The organism is Agromyces tardus (assembly GCF_003710805.1).
GTDB classification, from domain to species: Bacteria; Actinomycetota; Actinomycetes; order Actinomycetales; family Microbacteriaceae; genus Agromyces; species Agromyces tardus.
In genome coordinates, this window is the sequence record NZ_RHHB01000007.1 from 1 (window position 1) to 18563 (window position 18563).

Here is an 18563-nt window from a genome sequence, read left to right on the forward strand (position 1 = left end):
AGGCTCCCGACGTTCCGGGCACGGATGCCGCAGGGCGCGCGGGCGGCGCGACCGGGGTGCCGGTCGCGCCGCCCGTGGTGATGACCATGTCGGAACTCACTCGCCGGACTTCTCCGCGACGAGGTCGCCGACCGCGTCGAGGGTGCCCTGTGCGTCGGCCTTGCCCTCGTACAGCTTGAGGAACAGGTCGCTGACGTCGGTGGAGAGTCCCGGCACGACGGCCTCGGCGGCGTAGTCCTCGAAGCCGATGTCGCGCATGTCGAGGAAGGTCTGCGCATGGGCCGGGTAGCCGTCCTCGAGCACGACCTCGTCGGCGCCCTTGATCGACGGCACCGCGTTGCCGCCGCCCTGCAGGCGGAAGACCTGGCCCTCGGCCGAGAGGAACTCCGTCCAGAACGTGAACGCCGCGTCGGTCGCCTTGGTCTTGCCGTTGATCGCGAGGTACGACGTGGCGACGCCCGTCGGGGCGGCTTGGCCGTCGGGCGTCGGCCAGCGCACGATGTCGTAGCTGTCCTGCTCGCCGGCGCTCGTCACGGTGCCGATCGTGTAGCGGCCCTGCGAGAAGAAGCCTGCCTGATGGGTGACGAACACGCTGTCGGCGCCGGCGCCCTCGGGCATGGTGTCGGCGACGACGAAGGTGCCGTCCTGGAAGTACTCGCCGAGCGTGTCGACGGCGCCGACCGTGGTGGCGTCGGCGTTGCCCACGAATGCGCCGGAGTCGTCGTAGGCGGTGCCGCCCTGCGACGAGATCCAGCTGTAGTGCGTCGCCCAGTAGTTCCAGAACATCGAGCCGACGAGGCCCGCGGCGGCGAGCTTGTCGTTCATCTCGAGGTACTTCTCCGTGGTCCACTCGCCGTTCTCGGCGAGGGTGGCCGGGTCCTCGGTGATGCCCGCCGCGGCGAGCGCCTGCTTGTCGTACCAGAGCACGTCGGGGTTCGAGTCGTTCGGCGCCGCGTAGTACTCGCCGTCCTGCTCGGCCGCGCCGAAGAGGCCCGGGAAGAAGTCGTCGGGCTTCGTCTGGCTCGCGTCGGACTCCATCAGGTCGGCGAGCGGCATGAGCACCTTCGCGTCGACGAACTGGCCGATCTTGTCGTCGCCGATGTAGAAGACGTCGGGCGCCGTGCCGCTCGTGAGCTGGGCGAGCAGCTTGGAGTGGTAGTCGCCGTAGCTGGCCACCGGCTGCAGTTCCACCTTGATGTCGGGATGCCGCTCCATGAACTGCGCGTTGAACTCCTCGAACCGGGTGAGTTCCTCGGGGGTGCCCCAGGTCGACCACACGACCGTGTTCTCGTCGGATCCACCTCCCCCGCCGCTGCAGGCTGCAAGGCCCACGGCCACTGCGCTCGCTGCGCCGATCGCGAGCAGACGTCTCATCGTTGAGTTCGCACGGCGCATCGCGCCACCTCTTCCGTAGTCGGGTTGATCGATTGCGGGGCTCCACTTCGTTGGAAGCCGCATCCGTATTTTGTATACAGAACGCAGTGTGCGTCAAGTCCTGATTCCTCACCGCCTCCTCCGGATGCCCTGCGGCAGGTGCTCTCGAGGTCATCCACGGCACGCTCAGGAGGGGGGATGCCGCGCAGATCCGGCCCTGGGCGCGGCAGTCGCCCGCTCGGTCGCCTCAGTGCGTGCACTGGTGCGGCGAGCACGCGACGGGTCCATGCTGCGCCCATGCGCATCTCCGGCACCCGGGACGGGCTCACGGTGCAGGCGGTCGCCGGCAACCACGTGGTGCTGCTCGGCTGGGACATGGCGCGCGTCGACATCGAAGCGGGCCAGGTCCTCGGCTTCGCGGTGCGCCGCACCCGCCACTCCGACGGCGACGTGCGATGGATGACGGGACTCAAGACGTTCGCGAGCGTGGAGCCGAACCCGCCGCCCGGTGTCGGCCGCTCGTCGCGGCGGCATCCGTACCAGTCCTTCCAGTGGGCCGACTACTCCGCGGCACCAGCCGAGCAGTACACGTACCGCGTCGCGGCCATGACCGGCGCGCCCGGCGCGCTCATCGAGGGGGCCACGGTGGACCTCACGGTCACCACCGAACCCGTCGACCTGGGCCGCCACGCGATCTTCTTCAACCGGGGCGCGATCGCCTCGCAGGAGTACGCGCGCCGGTTCCAGAACCGACCGCCCGACGAGGTCGGCCAGGCGGCGTTCGACTGGCTCTCCCGCGGCCTGCTCGAAGGGCTCGAGGCGTTCATCGCCCAGGCGGGTCCCGGCGACGCGCTGCACGGCGCGTTCTTCGAGTTCACGAACCCGCGCGTGTTCGCGGCGCTCGCAGCCGCGCGGACCCGCGGGGCGACGGTGAAGGTGCTCTACGACGGCGACACCCAGAAGGCCGGCAACGAAGCCGCCCTCGCCGGCAGCGGCCTCGACGGCGCGGTCGCGCCGCGCCTGAGGTCGGGACGCTTCGCCCACAACAAGTTCTTCGTGCTGAGCCGCGCGGGCGTGCCGTCGGAGGTCTGGACCGGGTCGACCAACCTGTCGCAGAACGGCATCTTCGGCCACTCCAACAACGCGCATCTCGTGCGCGATCCCGCGATCGCCGCCGTGTACGCGGGCTACTGGGCGCTGCTCGAGCGCGATGTCACCCGGAAGCCCACCGCGATCGAGGCGACGGCGCTGACCCCCGCACCCGCGCCGCCCGGGGCGACCGACACCGTGGCGGTCTTCTCGCCCCGCACCGACCTGGCCGCGCTCGACTGGTACGCCGACCTCGCCGGCGGCGCAACTCGTGCACTCTTCATGACCTTCGCGTTCGGCATGGACGAGCGGTTCGTGCAGGTCTACGACCAGACCGACGACGTGCTGCGGTTCGCGCTCATGGAGAAGAAGGGCAGCGGCGCGGACTTCGCCGAGCAGGCGGCCACCATCGACCGCATCCGCCGCCGCCCGAACACCACCGTGTCGGTGGGAGCGCGCATCGAGCTGAACACGTTCGACCGGTGGCTCGCCGAGACGGAACGCGCCACCGCCGAGGCGCACGTGCTCTACATCCACACGAAGTACCTGCTGGTCGATCCGCTCGGCGCCGACCCGATCGTGGTGGTGGGCTCGGCGAACTTCTCGGAGGCGTCCACCGACACGAACGACGAGAACATGCTCGTCATCCGCGGCAACCCCGCCGTGGCCGACGTGTACCTCGGCGAGTTCATGCGACTGTTCTCGCACTACGCGTTCCGGGAGTCCGTCAAGTTCGCGGGCGCAACCACGCCGACCGAGGCGCTCAGCCGCAAGCACCTCATCGAGTCGACGTCGTGGGCGGATGCCGGGTACTTCACCCCGGGCACGGATCGGTTCCTGCGCCGACGGTACCTCGCCGGGCTGTGACGGGGTGCGGCGGGCTCCGGAGGTCCCGGCACGCGCGACGGCGCATCGCGACGGCGCATCGGAGGACGGCTCGTCGGGGCACGGCGAGTCAGGAGGCGACGTCGCGCCCGGAGTAGCGGAAATCGAGGAATCCCACCGGGCCTTCGGCTGCGAACATGCCGACGACACGGCCGGTGAACGTCTGCGTCGTCTCGTGGCTCCAGTACCGGCCGTCGAGCTCGGCCAGCACGATCTCGACCGATCCGTCCGCTGCGATCAGCCGGATCCGGTCGCCGCCGAGGATGGGCGTGCCCGTCATCTCGGTCGTCGGACAGGCCGACTCCATGCGGAGCTCCACGTCGTCGCCGGCCAGCGTGTCCTGCCAGACGTGCTCGAATCCTGCGAGCGACGCCCGGGCCGTGATCCGCGCGCCCGAATCGGTGCGCTCCGCCTCGATCGAGAACCAGTGCACCTCGGAGTGCCGCGCGGCGAGGCCGCCGACGCCCGCTGAGGGCGCGAGTCGCGTCGAGACGGTCGCCGCCAGGTGGGTCTGGCGCCGCCCGACGAAGGCCGGCGACGGATCGCGCAGGCCGTCGCCCGTGCCGACGATGGTCAGCGCGCCGGGCTCGGCGAGCGATGCAACCTCGGCGGGGAAGCGACGGGACGCGATCCAGCCGTCGTCCAGCTCGGCGGCGGGTTCGCGGAAGTCGATCGAGAAGTCGCCGGCGGCAGGCTCGGCCGCCGGCTGCGGCATCCGAAGGCGGAGCCATCCGTCGACCCACTCGGCGGGCGCGAGGAACGTCTCCCGCCCGAGCGGCGAGAACGTGGCGATGAATCCGACCGGACGGACGCCGAGCAGCACGGCCGCGGTTCCTCCGTCGGGAGTCCGGACGAGGTCGGCGTGGCCGAGGTTCTGCACGGGGAACCCCGTGCTCCGCGCCGAGAGCACCGGGTTGGCGGGATCTCCCGTGAACGGACCCCGCAGGGAGGAGCCGCGCGCAACGCTCACCGCATGGCCGCGATCGGTGCCGCCCTCGGCGACCACCAGGTACCAGTGCTCTCCGTGACGGTGGACGTGCGGACCCTCCGGGGCGTACAGCCCGGAACCGGACCACAGGGAGCGCACCGGCTCCAGCGCCTCGCCCGTGCCGAGGTCGACCGCGACCTGCCGGATGCCGCGCCCGATGGCCGCGAATGTGACGAGCGCCGTGCCGTCCGAGTCCCACGCCAGGTCGGGGTCGATGCCGTCGACGACGTCGATCCTCGTCCCGGTGCTCCACGGACCCGCCGGGTCGTGTGCTGTGTACACGACGCAGCCCTGGGGCGCGAACATGACGGTCACGATCACGTGGAAGACGCCGTCGCGATGGCGGATCGTCGGGGCCCAGACACCGCCGGGAGTCGGAACACCCTGCAGGTCGAGCTGATCCGGTCGGGTGATGACATTGCCGATCTGCTCCCAGTCGACGAGGTCCGCGCTGCGGTACACGGGGATGCCCGGCAGGTACTCGAACGTCGAGGTGACGAGGTAGTACCAGCCGTCGACGAGCACGATGCTGGGGTCCGGGTTGAACCCCGGAATCAGTGGCCCCGGCGCGTTCATCGCGCGAAGGTCGTCGTGAGGGTGCCGATACCGTCGATGCGGCTCGTGAGCACCTCGTCGGGCCGGATGAACCGCTTGGGCGTGCGGGCGTTGCCGATGCCCGCCGGGGTGCCCGTGAAGACGAGGTCGCCGGGCAGCAGCGTCACGATCGCCGACAGTCGCTCGATGAGCTGCGGCACGGTGTAGATCATCTGCGAGGTGCGACCGGTCTGCATGACCTCACCGTCGAGGGCGCATTCGAGTGCCAGGTCGTCGCGGTGGGGCAGCTCGTCGGGGGTCACGAGCCAGGGCCCGGTGGGCCCGAACCCGGGGAACGACTTGCCGAGGCTGAACTGCGGCTTCGTGCCCACCATCTGCACCACGCGCTCCGAGAGGTCCTGGCCGATCGTGACGCCGGCGACATGCTCCCAGGCGTCGGATGCCGCGACGCGATGCGCCGGGGCGGCGATCGCGACGACCAACTCGACCTCCCAGTCGACGACGTCGCTCGGCAGTTGCACGACCGTGTCGGGGCCGACGATGCAGCTCGGGAACTTCGTGAAGGTCACGGGCACGGAGTCGGGCGGGTAACCGGCCTCCGCCGCGTGCTCGGTGTAGTTCACGCCGATCGCGAAGACCTGGCGTGGGCGGGGCACGGGAGCGCCGAGGTCGCCGGGCTCGAACGGCTCGCCCGCGGCATCCTTGACCGTCGCCGCCGCCGTCGCCGTCGAAGCCCAGTCGCGGAACGCGGCCCAGTCGTCGAAGAGCGCCTGCGGGTCGGCGCCGAAGCGGCCCGCGCTCGCCCGCTCGACGTCGACGGCACGGTCGCCCGAGCCCTCGGGACCGGCGATGACGAGCACCGCACGGCCGCCGAGGTTCGCGAGCCTCACCAGTCGACCCGCTGCGGGGCCGGCTCGCCGTAGGCGTGCTGCCAGCCGACCACCTGGTTGCGCAGGGTGCCGATGCCGGTGATCTCGGCCTCGATCCGGTCGCCGGGCTGCAGGTAGAAGTCGAACGGGTTCGGCTGCACGGCCGCGACGCCCGAGATCGTGCCGGTCGTGATGATGTCGCCCGCGCTGTAGATCTGCGGCGAGTGGTACGCCACGAGGTGCGGGAACCTGATGCGCGTCTGGTTGGTGTTGCCCTGCTGGCGCACCTCGCCGTTGACGCGCAACTGCATCGGCAGTTCGTGCATGTCGGGCACCTCGTCGGCCGTGACGATCCACGGGCCGATGGGGCAGAAGGTGTCGATGCCCTTGCTGAACGAGAACACTCCCGACTCCATCTCCTTGCGCTGGATGTCGCGCGCGGTGATGTCGTTGAACACGGTGAACCCGGCGATGTAGTCGACCGCCTCATCCGGCCCGAAGAACTTGCCCGCCTTGCCGATGATGATCGCGAGCTCGAGCTCGTAGTCGAGCTCCTTCGTGAGGCCCTCGGGGTAGACGATGTCGTCGTCGGGGCCGATGATCGCGTCGACATTCTGGAAGAACACGATGCCCTTGTGCACCGGGTGCGACCAGTCGACCGCCTCGAGCTCGTTGTGGTGGTCGGCGAAGTTGCCGGCGGTGTGGAAGAACTTCTTCGGGCGGATCGGCGCCTCGAGCTTCACGTCGGCGTACGCGAGGCGCTCGCCGGTCTCGCGCACGTCGCCGCCGCGCTCGAAGTACTCGCGGGTCGAGGGCACGTCGAGCTCGATGACGACGCCGTCCTCCAGCTCGAGGCGGCCGACGCGGCCGCCGTCGAAGGTGATGAGCTTCATGGATGTCTCTCCTCGTGTCTGTTCGTGGGGCGGGCGCCTACGCGCCGACCATGTTGAAGCCGCCGTCGGCGAGCAGGTAGCCGCCGGTGAGGTGCGCCGACTCGTCGGTCGCGAGCCAGAGGCACGTGCCCGCGACGAACTCGGGCGGCGGGATGACGCCCATGGGCGTCTGCGAGATGAGCACCTCGCGGCGGCCGCTCTTCCAGTCCTCGCGCTGCAGGAGGCGTTCGGTCTCCATGAAGCCGGGGGCGAACGTGTTGACGCGCACGGCGGGGGCGAGCACCTTCGCGTAGGACTTCGTGATGCCGAGGATCGCGTACTTCGCCGCGGCGTACTGCGGGGCGCGGGGCGAGCCCCGCACGATGACGGTCGAGCCCACGTTGATGATGTTGCCGTGGCCCTGCTCCAGCATCCGGTCGCCGAACTCGTGCGTCATGAGCAGCGTGCCCTTGACGTCGACGTCGACGACCGCGTCGAGCGACTCCTGCGTGAGGTCGCGCCACGACATCTGCTCGGATGACACGTCGCCGACGTTGTTGACGAGCACGTCGAGCACGCCGAAGGCCGCGAAGACCTCGTCGGCCATGCGCTTGATCTCGGCCCACGAGCCGATGTCGCCCTGCACGAGGATGCCGTCGCTGCCGGCCTCGCGGATGCGCGCGAGGGTCTGCTCGGCGCCCGCCTTCGAGGAACGGTAGTGCACCGCGACCTTGGCGCCCTCCTGGGCGGCGCGCACGGCGATCTCGGCGCCGAACCCGGTGCCGGCGCCCGTGACGAGCACGGTCCTGCCCGCGAAGCGGGGGTAGATCTGGGTCATGCTTGCTCTCCTGTCGTCTCTTCGGGTCTCAGACCAGCGTGCGTCCGCCGTCGATGTAGAGCACATGCCCGGTGATGAAGCCGGCGTGCCGTGACGACAGGAACAGTGCCGGCCCGGTGAGTTCGTCGGGGGTGCCGAGGCGCCCGGCGGGAACGAGGCTCTCGAGCTCCTCCCGCTTGCCGGGCTTCGACAGGTGGCCTGCGGTGAGCGCGGTCTCGACGTAGCCGGGGGCGAGCGCGTTGACGGTGACTCCGGATGCCGCCCACTCGCGTGCCATGACACGCAGCAACTGGTTGATGCCGCCCTTCGATGCCGCGTAGGGGCCATGGGAGTGATGAGCCAGCAGGCCCGAGACGCTCGACAGCGCGAGCACGCGTCCGAAGCCCTGCTCGACCATGTGGCGCCCTGCCGCCTGCGCGAGCCCGAAGACCGACGAGAGGTTGACCTGCAGGATGTGGTCCCACTCGTCCTCGGTGAATTCGAGGATCGGACGCCGATCGTTGATGCCGACCGCGTGCAGGAGCACGTCGAGCCCGCCGAGGCGCTCCACCACGTCGGCGACCACTCGGCTGCCCGAGCCGTGCTCGGTGAGGTCGGCCCGGATCAGCTCGTGGCGGGCGCCCGATGCGGTGAGCTCCGCACCGAGCGCGTCGAGTGCACGCTGATCGCGATCGACGACGGCGACGGATGCACCGGCCTCCGCGTACGCGACCGCGCACGCTCCGCCGATTCCGCCGGCGCCCGCGACGAGCACGCGCGAGCCGCGGAGTCCGAGCCAGTCCGCGGTCATGCGACGTCCCGTCCCGCCCGCTCCAGGAGGAACCGCGAGACGCGGTCCGCCGTGCGGGCCGCAGCCGGGCTGCCGACCAGGTTGAGGAACCCGTGGATCGCACCGCGCTCGTTCACGTACTCGACGTCGACGCCGCCACGGGCGAGATCGCCGACGTACGCCTCGGCCGACGGCCGGAGCTCGTCGCCCTCGCTCGCGACGATGAGCGCCGCTGCCGCACCGCGTACGTCGTGGCCGCCCGGGAAGGCGTAGACCTCATCGGGGGACGCGCCGCCGAGGTAGTTGGCGTTGATCGCGCGCGTCGCCTCGGGCGGGAACCGCAGCCCCGGCGGCAGCTGCGCGAGGATCGCGGTCAGCTCCTCGTCGGGCTCCGGCAGCACCGCGTGGAGCACGGGGTAGATGAGGACCTGGGCGAGCGGCTGCGCTCCCCCGCGGTCGCGCAGCCGGAGCGCCGCGCCCGCCGCGAGATTGCCTCCGGCGCTCGCGCCGCCCAGGGCGACCGCGTCGGCGAGGCCGCCGAACTCGGCGGCGTGCTCGCGGGCCCAGTCGAACGCGGCGACGACCTGCAGTGACGCCACCGGGTAGGGCGCGCGTTCCCGGTCGACGCCGAACGAGGCGGCGAGCTGGTCGGGCGCGGGCATTCCGTCGACCGGCTCGAAGGCCGGGAGCGCGGTGACCGCGTCGGTCGACGCGAGCGTGTAGTCGACCGAGATCACGGTCGTGCCGCGGCGGGCGAGCTGCCTCGCGGTCTCGTCGGCCTCGGGCATTTCGAGGTCGCCGAACATGAATGCGCCGCCGTGGAGCCAGACGAGCACGGTGCCGTCGGGCTCGGCGGCGGGGTAGACGCGCAGGCGGAACTCGTGCTCCGCTGCGCTGAGCTCGACGTCGCGGACGTGAAGGGTGTCTGCCATGACACTTCTCTCGGATAAGTTCATTGAATGAAAGCTTGTTTCGTCTATTGAATGTATGCTGATCGCAGCGATTCGTCAAATGAAGGAGCCACGATGGCCGGCCGCGTGCATCCGTTCCCGCCCGACACGCTCTCGGGCGCGCGGCGCGAGCTCTACGACGCGGTCGCCGGCGGCCCCCGAGCCCGCGGTCCGCAGCACTTCGCACTCACCCGCGCCGACGGGTCGCTGCGCGGACCGTTCAACGCCTTCCTGCTCTCGCCCGACCTCGGCGGAGCACTGCAGGATGTCGGCGCGGCGATCCGGTATCGCGGGGCGCTGAGCGATCGAGCACGGGAGATCGCGATCCTCCTCGTCGCGGCGCACTGGGACAGCGACTTCGAGCGAGAGGCGCACGAGGCCGTCGGCGCCGCCGCGGGGCTGACCGAGGCCGAGCTCGGCGCACTGCGCCTCGGCGACCTCGCCGCGTTCACCGGCGACGAGTCGCTCGTCGCCGCCGTCACGATGCAGCTGCTCGGCGGCGACCTCGACGATCGCGCCTGGAACGAGGCATCCGTCGCCCTCGGCGCAGAGGTCGTGTTCGAGCTCACCGTCCTCGTCGGCTACTACGCGACCCTCGCCCTGCAGCTGCGCGTCTTCCGCGTCGACTCCTGAGATTGCACCCGTCCAAGCCAGGAGATACGGTTTCACACGATGAAAGCAACTGACGAGTCGGCGACCGAGTCGGCCTCCGAGTCCGCTCTCGACTCCGCCGCGAAGGCGCCGAGTCGCTACCGCATCGAAGCCCTCGCCAAGGGACTCGACGTGCTGCGACTGTTCGACGAGACCGTCACCTCGCTCAAGCTGCGCGAGATCTGCGATCGCACCGGCATCCCGATGCCGACGGCGTTCCGCGTGGTCGCGACGCTCGAGGAGGGCGGCTTCCTCGAGCGGCTGCCCGATGGGTCGATCCGTCCGGGCGTCGCCGTGCTCATGCTCGGGTCGGCCGCGCTGCGCGGCTCCAGCCTCGTGCAGCTGAGCGAGCAGCCGCTGCGCCGGCTGTCGGAGGAGACGGGCGAGACCGTCAACCTCGGGGTGCTCGTCGGCGACCAGGTGCTGTACCTCGCGCGGCTGCGCAACTCCGACCTCGTGACCGCCAACATCCAGGTCGGCTCGACGCTCCCGGCCGCGTACACCTCGATGGGCAAGCTGCTCCTGGCGTACCTGAGCGACGCCGAACTCGCGGCGACCCTCGCGAACCACGACTTCGGGGCGGATGCCGGGCCCAACGCCGCGAGATCGCTCGATGAACTGCGCGAACGACTCGCCGCCATCCGCGAGCAGGGCTATGCGCTGCAGGACCAGGAGGTCGCGGCGGGCCTGCGATCGGTGTCGGTGCCCGTCTTCGGACGCGACCCGAAGCCGGTCGCGGCGATCAACATCGCGGTCGCCTCGTCGCGTCACGACCTCGACTCGCTGCGCGGCCCGCTGCTCGAGCGCATCCGCGCGACCGCCGACCGCATCTCCCAGCTGCTGCGAGCCACCTGACACGAGCGCGGCCTCACGTCGCGGTGACGCGCGCGACGAAGTCGAGGGCGCGATCGAACAGCGGGCCGGTGTCGTCGACGCCCTGCCAGAAGTGGCCGCCCCCGGGCACCGGATGGAACTCGACGTCGACGCCGACCGCGCGGAGCGCCTCCGCGAGCACCTCGCTCTGCGCGAACGGCACGAGGTCGTCGGCAGTGCCGTGCGCGATGTGGAACGCCGGCGCCCCCGCGTGCGCCTGCAACGCGGGGCTCGCTGCGCGCGCGGCATCCGGCAGCTGCGCCGCGGGCGCGCCGAGCCAGCGCGCCTCGCGAGTGGCTTCGGCCGGCTCCCCCGTGTCGAGCTCGGCCAGAGCGACGAGGTCGGCGGGACCGAACCAGTCCACGACGCCCCGCACGTCATCCCGACGAAGTCCGGTGAGCGCGGCGAGCGTCGCCCCCGCCGACACGCCCCACAGCACCAGCCGCGAGGCATCCGCCCCGTACTCGCTGCCATGCTCGCGCAGCCAGTCGATCGCGGCATCCACGTCGTCGAGCTGGGACGGGAACCGTGCCTCGCCGCTCAGCCGGTACTCGCACGAAGCGACCGCGAATCCCGCAGCGACGATGCGGTCGAACGACTGGGCGACACCGATGCCGGGCGTGAAGACCTTGCGGCTTCCGCGGAGCCACCCGCCTCCGTGCAGGAACACGACGACGGGCGCCCCCGCGGCATCCGGAGTGCGCAGGTCCATCGACAGCGGCCGGAAGCCGGTCGGCTGGGCGAAATCGATCTCGAAGATCGAGGACACGGCGCCGGGTCAGTCCCGGAACTGGAACTCGGGCATGAAGACGGTGGCGTACTTCTCCCCCGCCGCACGCATGACGCCGAAGTCGGGGACGTAGACGCCCTGAGGCTCGGCGGCGTCGGTCTTCTCGCCGATGGCGTGGAAGAACCGCTCGAAGCCCGCCGTGCCCGCCCCGAACACCGTCGTGGTGTTCTCGATCTTGAACGCATGCACGATGCCGGCGGGCACGTAGGCGAAGTCGCCCGTGGTCAGGGTGGTCTTGCTGTGGTAGTCGGCCTGGTCGTCCATCCACACCGAGATCTCGCCGTCGACGACGTAGAAGAACTCGTGGGTCTGCAGGTGGATGTGCGCGGGGATGCGGTCGCCCTGCCGCGCCTTCATCGTCCAGGCTCCGTACTGGTCGTCGGTCTCGTCGCCCGACAGGAGGATCTCGAACAACTGGTCGAAGACGAGGGACTTCTCCCCCTCGCCGTTGCCGAGGACGTAGGGCTGGGGAGCCGCAGGCAGGATGCCCGCGAAGGGCACCTTGTCGGGGTCGTCAGCGGGGAACGTGGTCATGCTTACCTCCTTGTGAAGCAGTGGCGCCATTAGGCAGGTGGAACGCTCGGGTCACTCCGGTCACGCGGTCCAACCCGTCAAGTCTCGCGAGAGCACAGGGCGGAAGGAAGTTCGACATCCCTACTCGGCGTTAGCCTGAGGCTAAGATGAAGCCATGGATGTCCCCATCCACGTGATCCGGTATTTCTGCGTGCTCGCCGAGGAGCTGCACTTCGGTCGCGCCGCCGAGCGGCTGAGCATCACGCCGCCCTCGCTGAGCCAGCAGATCAGTCGGCTCGAGCAGCAGCTCGACGTCAAGCTCTTCGACCGGAGCCCGCGCAAGGTCGAGCTCACGAGCTACGGTCGCCAGCTGCTCCCCCTCGCCCGGCGCGTGATGGACGACCACGACCAGCTCCTCAGCTGGGGTCGATCGATCCAGCGCGACCAGCGCACCCCCCTGCTCCGGGTGGGCGTCGTCGCCGCGGGAGCCGGCGCGCTGACGACCGCCGCGATCGCCGCGACGATGAACGCGGTGCCCGACGCGCGCATCGAGATGCGGCGCCTCGGGTTCTTCGACGTCGGGTCGGAGCTCGAGAACGGGCGTGTCGACGTGGTGTTCGCGCCGGCGCCGATGCCGCTGCCGCCGCGCATCCGCACCGAGCCCCTCTGGCGCGAACCTCGCGTGCTCGTCGTGCCCGCGGAGCATCCCCTTGCGGGCCGTGACTCGGTGTCGATCGTCGAGACGAACGACGAGGTGTTCGTCGCGGTCGCGGGCGGCGTGCCCGAAGTGGTCGACTGGTGGATCGTCGATCCGCGGCCCGACGGCTCGCGGGTGAAGCGCGGGCCAACTGCCGACAGCGTCGACGGCCTGTTCGAGCTCGTCGCCGCCGGCGCCGGCGTGAACATCGCGGGCCAGTCGGCGTCTCGCCAGTACCGCCGCGACGAACTGGTGTTCCTGCCGATCTCCGACATCGAGCCCGCGACGATCGTGCTGTGCAGCCTCAGCGACAGCACGAACCCGATGGTCCACACCTTCCGAGAGACCGCCCAGGCCCTGTCACCGCTCGTCGACGCGACGTTCCACTGACCTGCTCAGGCGACCGGCGCCGACGCCGACGCCTTCAGCTGCTGCCAGGCCTGCCGCCGACGGGCCTGCTCGTCGGGGTCGGGCACCGGCGAGGCGGCCATGAGCACTCGCGTGTAGTGCGCCTGCGGGTTGCGCATCACCTCGCGCGTCTCCCCCTGCTCGACGACCCGGCCGCGGTTGAGCACGACGACCCGCTGGGCGAGGAACTCCACGACCGCCATGTCGTGCGCGATGAACAGGTAGCCGAGGTCGGCACCCGCCCGCAGGTCCGAGAGCAGGTTGAGCACCTGCGCCTGCGTCGACAGGTCGAGCGCGCTGACGGCCTCGTCGCACACGACGAGGCGCGGGTCGGTGACGAGCGCCCGCGCGATCGCGACGCGCTGGCGCTGGCCGCCCGAGAACTGGCGCGGGTAGCGCTCCTCCGAGCCGGGTGCCAGGCCGACCGAATCGAGGGCCGCCTGCACTCGGAACGTCCGGTCCGCGCGCGGTACGCCCGCGACCCGCAGCGGTGCGCTGAGGGCGTCGCCGATGGGCTTGCGGGGATCGAGGGAGGAGAACGGGTCCTGGAAGACGGCCCGCAGGTCGCCCTGCAGGGTGCGGCGATCCGCGGCGCTGAGGCGCGTGATGTCGCGCCCCTCGAAGATGATCCGACCGCTGGTGACCGGCACCAGCCCCAGGATGGCTCGGCCGATCGTGGTCTTCCCCGACCCCGACTCGCCGATCAGGCCCAGGGTCTCGCCGCGTCCGATCGTGAACGACACGTCGTCGACGGCCAGCGGACCCTTCCTGCCGTAGCGGATGGAGAGGTTGCGCACCTCCAGCAGCGGCGTGGCCGCGGCATCCGGCGACGTCACGACGGGTTCCACGGTGCTCATCGCTCTCCTCCGACGGCGACCGGTCGGCGCCATTCCTCTTGCCTGCCGCGCACGTCGTCGCGCCGGATGCACCGCACGCCGCCGTCGCCCTGCACTCGCGGTTGCAGCGGGATCGCGGCCGTGCACTCGTCGCTGGCGAACCGGCAGCGTTGGGCGAAGCGGCATCCGCTCGTCCACGAGCCCGGCAGGGGCACCTGGCCGGGGATGGAGGCGAGGCGCGTCGTGCCCTCGAAGTCGAGGATCGCGTGCGGGTCGGCGGCGAGCAGCGCCATCGTGTACGGATGCTCGGGCCGGACGAGCACGTCGCGGACGGCCCCCGACTCGACGATCTGGCCGGCGTACATGACCGAGACGTCGTCGCACAGGTCGGCGACGACCCCCAGGTCGTGGGTCACGAGGATGATGGACATGTCGCGCTCGGCGATCAGCCCGCGCAGCAGCCCGAGGATCTCGGCCTGGACCGTGACGTCGAGGGCGGTCGTGGGCTCGTCGGCGATGAGCAGCTTCGGCCGTCCCGAGAGCGCGAGCGCGATCGCGACGCGCTGCGCCATGCCGCCGGAGATCTGGTGCGGGTAGCTGGTGAGCACGCGGGGCGGGTCGACGATGCCCACGTCGGTGAGGAGCTGCAGCGCGATGCGCCGGGCCTCCCGGCCGCCGACTCCGCGGAGCCGCTTGACGGATGCCGCGAGTTGCCAGCCGACGGTGAACATCGGGTCGAGCGCTCGGGTGGGCTCCTGCGAGATGAACGCGATCTCGTGTCCGCGCACCCGTTGCAGGGTCTTCTCGTCCGCCCGCACGAGGTCGGTGCCGTTCCACAGGATGCGGCCCGAACGCACCGACAGGCCCGGCGCGAGCAGCCCGAGCATCGCGTAGGACGTGACGCTCTTTCCGCAGCCGGACTCGCCGACGAGGCCCAGAACTCGGCCGCGACCGACTCGCAGCGAGACGCCGGAGACGAGCTCGGGTCCGTCGTCGACGCCGATGACCAGGTCCTGCACAACGAGCGCACCGTCGGCGTCCGCCGGCACGTCACCGGCGGATGCCGCGGCCTGCGCCCGCCCCGTCGAAGCCGAGGGCGTTCCTGACTCGGGCGCCGTCGCCGCGGCATCCGCCGGTGTCTTCCTGCGCTTCAGCGAGACGAGGGACGGCGGCATCGCCGAGCCCCCCGCCAGCACGTCGGCGAGCGAGTTCGCGGCGATGATCGTGAGGGCGAGCACGCCGCCCGTCGGGATCATCATCCACGGCTGCTGGAAGATGAACTTGGACGCGGTCTGGACCATGCCACCCCACGTGGGTTCGGGCGGCTGGGGCCCCAGGCCGATGAAGGCGAGGCCCGCCTGCAGGCCGATCGCCGCGCCGAACAGCAGCACGAACTGCACGATGACCGTCGTCGACATGTTGGGGAGCACGTGGCACATGCTCGCCGTCATGGGCTTCACGCCGTCGACGGCGGCTGCCTCGACGTAGAGCTGCTGGTGGAGCGACTTCGCCTGCCCGAAGAAGACGCGGTACAGCGCGCCGAACAGCAGGAGGCCGAACGCGATCATGACGAGCGGCATGTTCGTGCCGACGGCGGCGATGAACGCCAGGATGATCACCGTGCCGGGGAGCGACAGCACGATCTCGCTGAGCCGGTTCACGAAGCCCTCGGCGCGTGCGTAGCGGGCCGCCCAGAGGGTGATCGGCACGGTGACCAGCACGGCCACGATCGGCGTGATCACCGCGATCAGGAGCGTGGGGGCCGCCGCGGTCACGATCCGGGAGAGCAGGTCTCGGCCGAGCTCGTCCGTTCCGAGGAGGTGCGCCCAGGACGGCCCCTGCAGGACGGCGGAGAGGTCCTGCTCGAGAGGACCGTAGCGCAGCCACAGCGGCGACGTGAGCGAGGCGAGGACCAGGCCGACGAGCCAGACGAGGGACAGCATCGCGGCCGGGGAGCGGAGCACGCGCCCGCCGAGTCGCCGCTGCGGCTTGCGGATCCGCAGGATCGAGGTGGTGTCGACGGTCATGATGCACGCAGTTTCGGGTCGAGGACGCGGTTGAGGAATTCGAGGGCGAGGTTCACGACCACCACGACGAGGGTCGCCACGAGCACGAGGGCCTGGACGAAGGGAAGGTCGGCCGACCCCACCGCCGACTGCATCGCCTGGCCGATGCCGGGGAGGGCGAACAGCACCTCGATGATGACCGAGCCGCCGAACAGGATGATGAACTGGATCGCCACGCTGGCGAGGATCGGCAGGCTCGCGCCGCGCAGCGCGTGGATGTAGACGATGCGCCACGTGGGCGTGCCGACGGCGCGAAGGGTGCGCATGTGCTCCTGTGTGAGCGCCTCGCCCATGGAGGCCCTCGTCTGCCGCGCGAGGCCGGCAGCGGACGTGATCGCGATCGTGAGCACCGGGAGGACGAGCGACCTCGCCCAGGCCTGGGGGTCGACGGCGAAGGGGACGAAGCCCGTCGCGGGGAGCAGCCGCAGCTGCACGGCGAAGACGTAGACCAGCAGGACACCGACCCAGAACGCGGGAAGCGAGAGCAGGATGCCGGAGAAGGCGGTGATCCCACGGTCGATCGCCCCGCCGCGCACGGCCGCGACGACGCCCATCGTGATTCCGATGACCGCGCTGACCAGGGTGCCGAGCACGGCGAGGGCGGCGGTCACGGGCAGTCGCTTCGCGATGTCGGGGCCGATCGGTCGCCCGTCGATGAGCGAGACGCCGAGGTTGCCCTGCAGCACCTGCCCGACCCACGCGAAGTACTGCTGGAGCCACGGGGCGTACCACCCGACGGACTCGTTGTAGGCGATCACCTGCTCGCGCGTCGCGGACTGCCCGAGGGCGACACCACCGGGGGTCGAACCCGAGAGGTGCACGAGCACGAACGCGATCCACGACGCGATCAGCAACGTCAGGATCGCCCAGGCGATCCGTTTCAGCACGAAGAAGAGCATCATCACTCCCAGTGAGGCCGGTGCCGACGGCGCGAGGCCGTCGGCACCGGCGTCGGGTCAGGACGCGGGCTGGATGGACGCGAGGATCGGGAAGGCCTCGGCGCCCGGGAACGTCGGCTCCGCGACCTTCGCCGTGTTGTAGGCCCACGGCGCGAGCTGCTCGAACAGCGGGATGAGCCATCCCGAGTCGACGATCGCCCGGTTGAGGTCCTCGAGGGCCGTGGCCTTCGCGGCCTCGTCGCCCTGAGCCGCACCGTACGCCCCGGCGGCGGCCTGGATCTCGCCGTTCTCCGCCTTGTGGAAGTTCGCGAAGCCGAACAGCACGCCGAACACGTTGCCGAGCGGGTTGGTCCACGTCAGCGGGATCGGTCCGCCGACCGGCTCGGTCTGCACGACCGCGAAGATCTCCTCGGTCGAGGCCGCGTTCTTCAGGTTCACGTTGACGCCGATCGCGGCCCAGTAGGGCTGGAGCGCCTCCAGGTCGCGCTGGCTCGCGGACGAGATCGTGAAGTCGAAGTCGAAGCCGTCGGGGTAGCCCGCCTCGGCGAGGAGCGCCTTGGCGCCCTCGGGGTCGTAGGCGTACTGCTCGTCGAGCTCGGGGAGGTAGCCGGGGCTGTCGGCGGGGAGCGCGTTGGCCGTGGGCAGCTCGCCCGGGTGCACGGCCGTGACGTAGGTCTCGCGGTCGATCGCCATCGAGAGCGCCTGGTAGACGCGCGGGTCCGCCCACTGCGGGCCGAGGGCGCCCACCTTGTCGAACGCGATGAGGTTCTGCACGGTGCCGCCGTTCGCCACGAGGCCGCTCCCCGCGGACTCGACCTGGGCCTGGGTGTCGGCCGTGATGTACGCGAGGTCGACCTCACCCGAGATCGCCGCGTTCACGCGCGCCTGCGGGTCGAGGATGGGACGGAACTCGTACGAGTCGAACGGGTAGTCCTTCGCGTCCGCGGCGTCCTCCTTCTTGACGAGCAGGTAGGAGTTGCCCTTCACGGTCGCCTGCTCGTCGACCGCCAGCGGGCCGGACCCGTCGGGCGTGGCATCCAGGCTCGAACGGTCGGCGGCGCCGACCGGGCCGACGATGGCGCCGGCGGGCAGCACGAGGTTCGCCTCGAATCCGGGCTTCGGCGCGGCGAAGGTGAGGGTGACGGTGTCGTCGTCGACGACGGCGACGTCGGTGATCTCGTTCTCGCCGCCCGCGGCGAAGCCGCTGTACGCGGAGAGGTCGGGGTTGTCGCGCGCGTCGAGGTTCTCCTTGACGAGGTCGGCGCTGAGCGCCGTTCCGTCGTCGAAGGTGGCGCTGGTGTCGAGGTCGAGCGTGAGCTGGGTCTGGTCGGCGTTGTACTCGACCTTCGTCACGAGCTGCGGAACGACCTGGCCGTCCTCGTCGAGCACGAACAGCGAGTCGTAGATGCCCTCGAAGAACATCCGCTGGCCGCTGCCGTAGCGCACCGGGTCGTAGCCCAGCGCGGCCTGGTCGGAGTCGAGGGCGATGATGAGCTTGGACGTGTCGGCGGCGGCGGCGTCGTCCGAGCCTCCGGCGGAACATGCGCTCAGCACGAGGGCTGAGGCGGTGACGGCCGCGATGACGGCGGCGCCACGGGCTGTGGTGAGTCGAGACATCCTGATCTCCTGTGATCGGTGTGT

General features: G+C 70.7%; 17 protein-coding genes. 4 read left to right on the top strand and 13 right to left on the bottom strand.

Annotation, left to right across the window (positions count from 1 at the left end):
* Positions 1–96: 96 nt before the first annotated feature.
* Complete coding sequence (locus tag EDM22_RS06190) at positions 97–1374, bottom strand: extracellular solute-binding protein (RefSeq protein WP_245989248.1); 1278 nt, start codon at positions 1372–1374, stop codon at positions 97–99.
* Positions 1375–1671: 297 nt separating this feature from the next.
* On the opposite strand from EDM22_RS06190, the gene EDM22_RS06195 reads away from it, so the two are divergent.
* Positions 1672–3330 carry a phospholipase D-like domain-containing protein gene (locus tag EDM22_RS06195; RefSeq protein WP_122936199.1) on the top strand — a complete coding sequence of 553 codons (1659 nt, stop codon included), beginning with the start codon at positions 1672–1674 and terminating at the stop codon, positions 3328–3330.
* 88 nt (positions 3331–3418) lie between these two features.
* Here EDM22_RS06195 and EDM22_RS06200 read toward each other — a convergent pair whose 3' ends face one another.
* Genes EDM22_RS06200 through EDM22_RS06225 form a run of 6 tightly spaced genes read right to left on the bottom strand, consistent with a single transcriptional unit; the run spans position 3419 to position 9171 of the window.
* Positions 3419–4912, bottom strand: coding sequence for a glycoside hydrolase family 43 protein (locus EDM22_RS06200; RefSeq protein ID WP_122936200.1), 1494 nt, complete (start codon positions 4910–4912; stop codon positions 3419–3421).
* On the bottom strand, positions 4909–5781 hold the full coding sequence (locus tag EDM22_RS06205; protein ID WP_122936201.1) for a fumarylacetoacetate hydrolase family protein: 873 nt from the start codon (positions 5779–5781) through the stop codon (positions 4909–4911). Before EDM22_RS06205 ends, EDM22_RS06200 begins: the two co-directional genes overlap by 4 nt.
* Positions 5778–6653 carry a fumarylacetoacetate hydrolase family protein gene (locus tag EDM22_RS06210; RefSeq protein WP_122936202.1) on the bottom strand — a complete coding sequence of 292 codons (876 nt, stop codon included), beginning with the start codon at positions 6651–6653 and terminating at the stop codon, positions 5778–5780. The genes EDM22_RS06205 and EDM22_RS06210 overlap by 4 nt, the downstream gene beginning before the upstream one ends.
* Before the next feature lie 37 nt (positions 6654–6690).
* Positions 6691–7470 (bottom strand): SDR family NAD(P)-dependent oxidoreductase, encoded by a 780-nt coding sequence (locus EDM22_RS06215; RefSeq protein ID WP_122936203.1) that lies wholly within the window; start codon positions 7468–7470, stop codon positions 6691–6693.
* 28 nt (positions 7471–7498) lie between these two features.
* A complete protein-coding gene (locus tag EDM22_RS06220; protein ID WP_122936204.1) occupies positions 7499–8260 on the bottom strand; it encodes an SDR family NAD(P)-dependent oxidoreductase in 762 nt (253 codons plus the stop codon).
* On the bottom strand, positions 8257–9171 hold the full coding sequence (locus EDM22_RS06225; protein ID WP_122936205.1) for an alpha/beta hydrolase fold domain-containing protein: 915 nt from the start codon (positions 9169–9171) through the stop codon (positions 8257–8259). Before EDM22_RS06225 ends, EDM22_RS06220 begins: the two co-directional genes overlap by 4 nt.
* A 93-nt stretch (positions 9172–9264) precedes the next feature.
* Here EDM22_RS06225 and EDM22_RS06230 point away from each other — a divergent pair, with 93 nt between their 5' ends.
* Positions 9265–9822 (top strand): carboxymuconolactone decarboxylase family protein, encoded by a 558-nt coding sequence (locus tag EDM22_RS06230; RefSeq protein WP_122936206.1) that lies wholly within the window; start codon positions 9265–9267, stop codon positions 9820–9822.
* A gap of 39 nt (positions 9823–9861) precedes the next feature.
* Entirely contained in the window at positions 9862–10695 is an 834-nt protein-coding gene (locus EDM22_RS06235) for an IclR family transcriptional regulator (RefSeq protein WP_122936207.1), read from the top strand.
* 13 nt (positions 10696–10708) lie between these two features.
* On the opposite strand, the gene EDM22_RS06240 is transcribed toward EDM22_RS06235, so the two are convergent.
* Together EDM22_RS06240 and EDM22_RS06245 are read right to left on the bottom strand one after the other, a co-directional pair.
* Complete coding sequence (locus EDM22_RS06240) at positions 10709–11482, bottom strand: alpha/beta hydrolase (RefSeq protein ID WP_212591902.1); 774 nt, start codon at positions 11480–11482, stop codon at positions 10709–10711.
* A gap of 9 nt (positions 11483–11491) precedes the next feature.
* Complete coding sequence (locus EDM22_RS06245; protein ID WP_170964038.1) at positions 11492–12037, bottom strand: quercetin 2,3-dioxygenase; 546 nt, start codon at positions 12035–12037, stop codon at positions 11492–11494.
* 154 nt (positions 12038–12191) lie between these two features.
* On the opposite strand from EDM22_RS06245, the gene EDM22_RS06250 reads away from it, so the two are divergent.
* Positions 12192–13103, top strand: coding sequence for a LysR family transcriptional regulator (locus EDM22_RS06250; protein WP_122936209.1), 912 nt, complete (start codon positions 12192–12194; stop codon positions 13101–13103).
* A 5-nt stretch (positions 13104–13108) separates the two neighbouring features.
* On the opposite strand, the gene EDM22_RS06255 is transcribed toward EDM22_RS06250, so the two are convergent.
* The 4 genes from EDM22_RS06255 to EDM22_RS06270 are packed head-to-tail and all read right to left on the bottom strand — an operon-like array spanning position 13109 to position 18539.
* The gene (locus tag EDM22_RS06255; protein ID WP_122936210.1) at positions 13109–13978 is read right to left on the bottom strand and encodes an ATP-binding cassette domain-containing protein; all 870 of its coding nucleotides are present in this window, start codon (positions 13976–13978) and stop codon (positions 13109–13111) included.
* Positions 13975–15984: a dipeptide/oligopeptide/nickel ABC transporter permease/ATP-binding protein gene (locus EDM22_RS06260; RefSeq protein WP_122936211.1), complete on the bottom strand. Its 2010-nt coding sequence runs from the start codon at positions 15982–15984 to the stop codon at positions 13975–13977. The genes EDM22_RS06255 and EDM22_RS06260 overlap by 4 nt, the downstream gene beginning before the upstream one ends.
* Complete coding sequence (locus EDM22_RS06265) at positions 15981–16925, bottom strand: ABC transporter permease (RefSeq protein ID WP_170964039.1); 945 nt, start codon at positions 16923–16925, stop codon at positions 15981–15983. Before EDM22_RS06265 ends, EDM22_RS06260 begins: the two co-directional genes overlap by 4 nt.
* 54 nt (positions 16926–16979) lie before the next feature.
* Complete coding sequence (locus EDM22_RS06270) at positions 16980–18539, bottom strand: ABC transporter substrate-binding protein (protein WP_170964040.1); 1560 nt, start codon at positions 18537–18539, stop codon at positions 16980–16982.
* Positions 18540–18563 lie beyond the last annotated feature (24 nt).

Excerpts from the sequence above, each read along its gene's own strand:
- EDM22_RS06195 (WP_122936199.1), top strand. The coding sequence starts at position 1,672 with ATGCGCATCTCCGGCACCCGGGACGGGCTCACGGTGCAGGCGGTCGCC.
- EDM22_RS06255 (WP_122936210.1), bottom strand. The coding sequence starts at position 13,978 with ATGAGCACCGTGGAACCCGTCGTGACGTCGCCGGATGCCGCGGCCACG.
- EDM22_RS06245 (WP_170964038.1), bottom strand. The coding sequence starts at position 12,037 with ATGACCACGTTCCCCGCTGACGACCCCGACAAGGTGCCCTTCGCGGGC.
- EDM22_RS06260 (WP_122936211.1), bottom strand. The coding sequence starts at position 15,984 with ATGACCGTCGACACCACCTCGATCCTGCGGATCCGCAAGCCGCAGCGG.
- EDM22_RS06230 (WP_122936206.1), top strand. The coding sequence starts at position 9,265 with ATGGCCGGCCGCGTGCATCCGTTCCCGCCCGACACGCTCTCGGGCGCG.
- EDM22_RS06210 (WP_122936202.1), bottom strand. The coding sequence starts at position 6,653 with ATGAAGCTCATCACCTTCGACGGCGGCCGCGTCGGCCGCCTCGAGCTG.
- EDM22_RS06250 (WP_122936209.1), top strand. The coding sequence starts at position 12,192 with ATGGATGTCCCCATCCACGTGATCCGGTATTTCTGCGTGCTCGCCGAG.
- EDM22_RS06190 (WP_245989248.1), bottom strand. The coding sequence starts at position 1,374 with ATGAGACGTCTGCTCGCGATCGGCGCAGCGAGCGCAGTGGCCGTGGGC.
- EDM22_RS06225 (WP_122936205.1), bottom strand. The coding sequence starts at position 9,171 with ATGGCAGACACCCTTCACGTCCGCGACGTCGAGCTCAGCGCAGCGGAG.
- EDM22_RS06270 (WP_170964040.1), bottom strand. The coding sequence starts at position 18,539 with ATGTCTCGACTCACCACAGCCCGTGGCGCCGCCGTCATCGCGGCCGTC.
- EDM22_RS06215 (WP_122936203.1), bottom strand. The coding sequence starts at position 7,470 with ATGACCCAGATCTACCCCCGCTTCGCGGGCAGGACCGTGCTCGTCACG.
- EDM22_RS06265 (WP_170964039.1), bottom strand. The coding sequence starts at position 16,925 with ATGATGCTCTTCTTCGTGCTGAAACGGATCGCCTGGGCGATCCTGACG.
- EDM22_RS06235 (WP_122936207.1), top strand. The coding sequence starts at position 9,862 with ATGAAAGCAACTGACGAGTCGGCGACCGAGTCGGCCTCCGAGTCCGCT.
- EDM22_RS06220 (WP_122936204.1), bottom strand. The coding sequence starts at position 8,260 with ATGACCGCGGACTGGCTCGGACTCCGCGGCTCGCGCGTGCTCGTCGCG.
- EDM22_RS06200 (WP_122936200.1), bottom strand. The coding sequence starts at position 4,912 with ATGAACGCGCCGGGGCCACTGATTCCGGGGTTCAACCCGGACCCCAGC.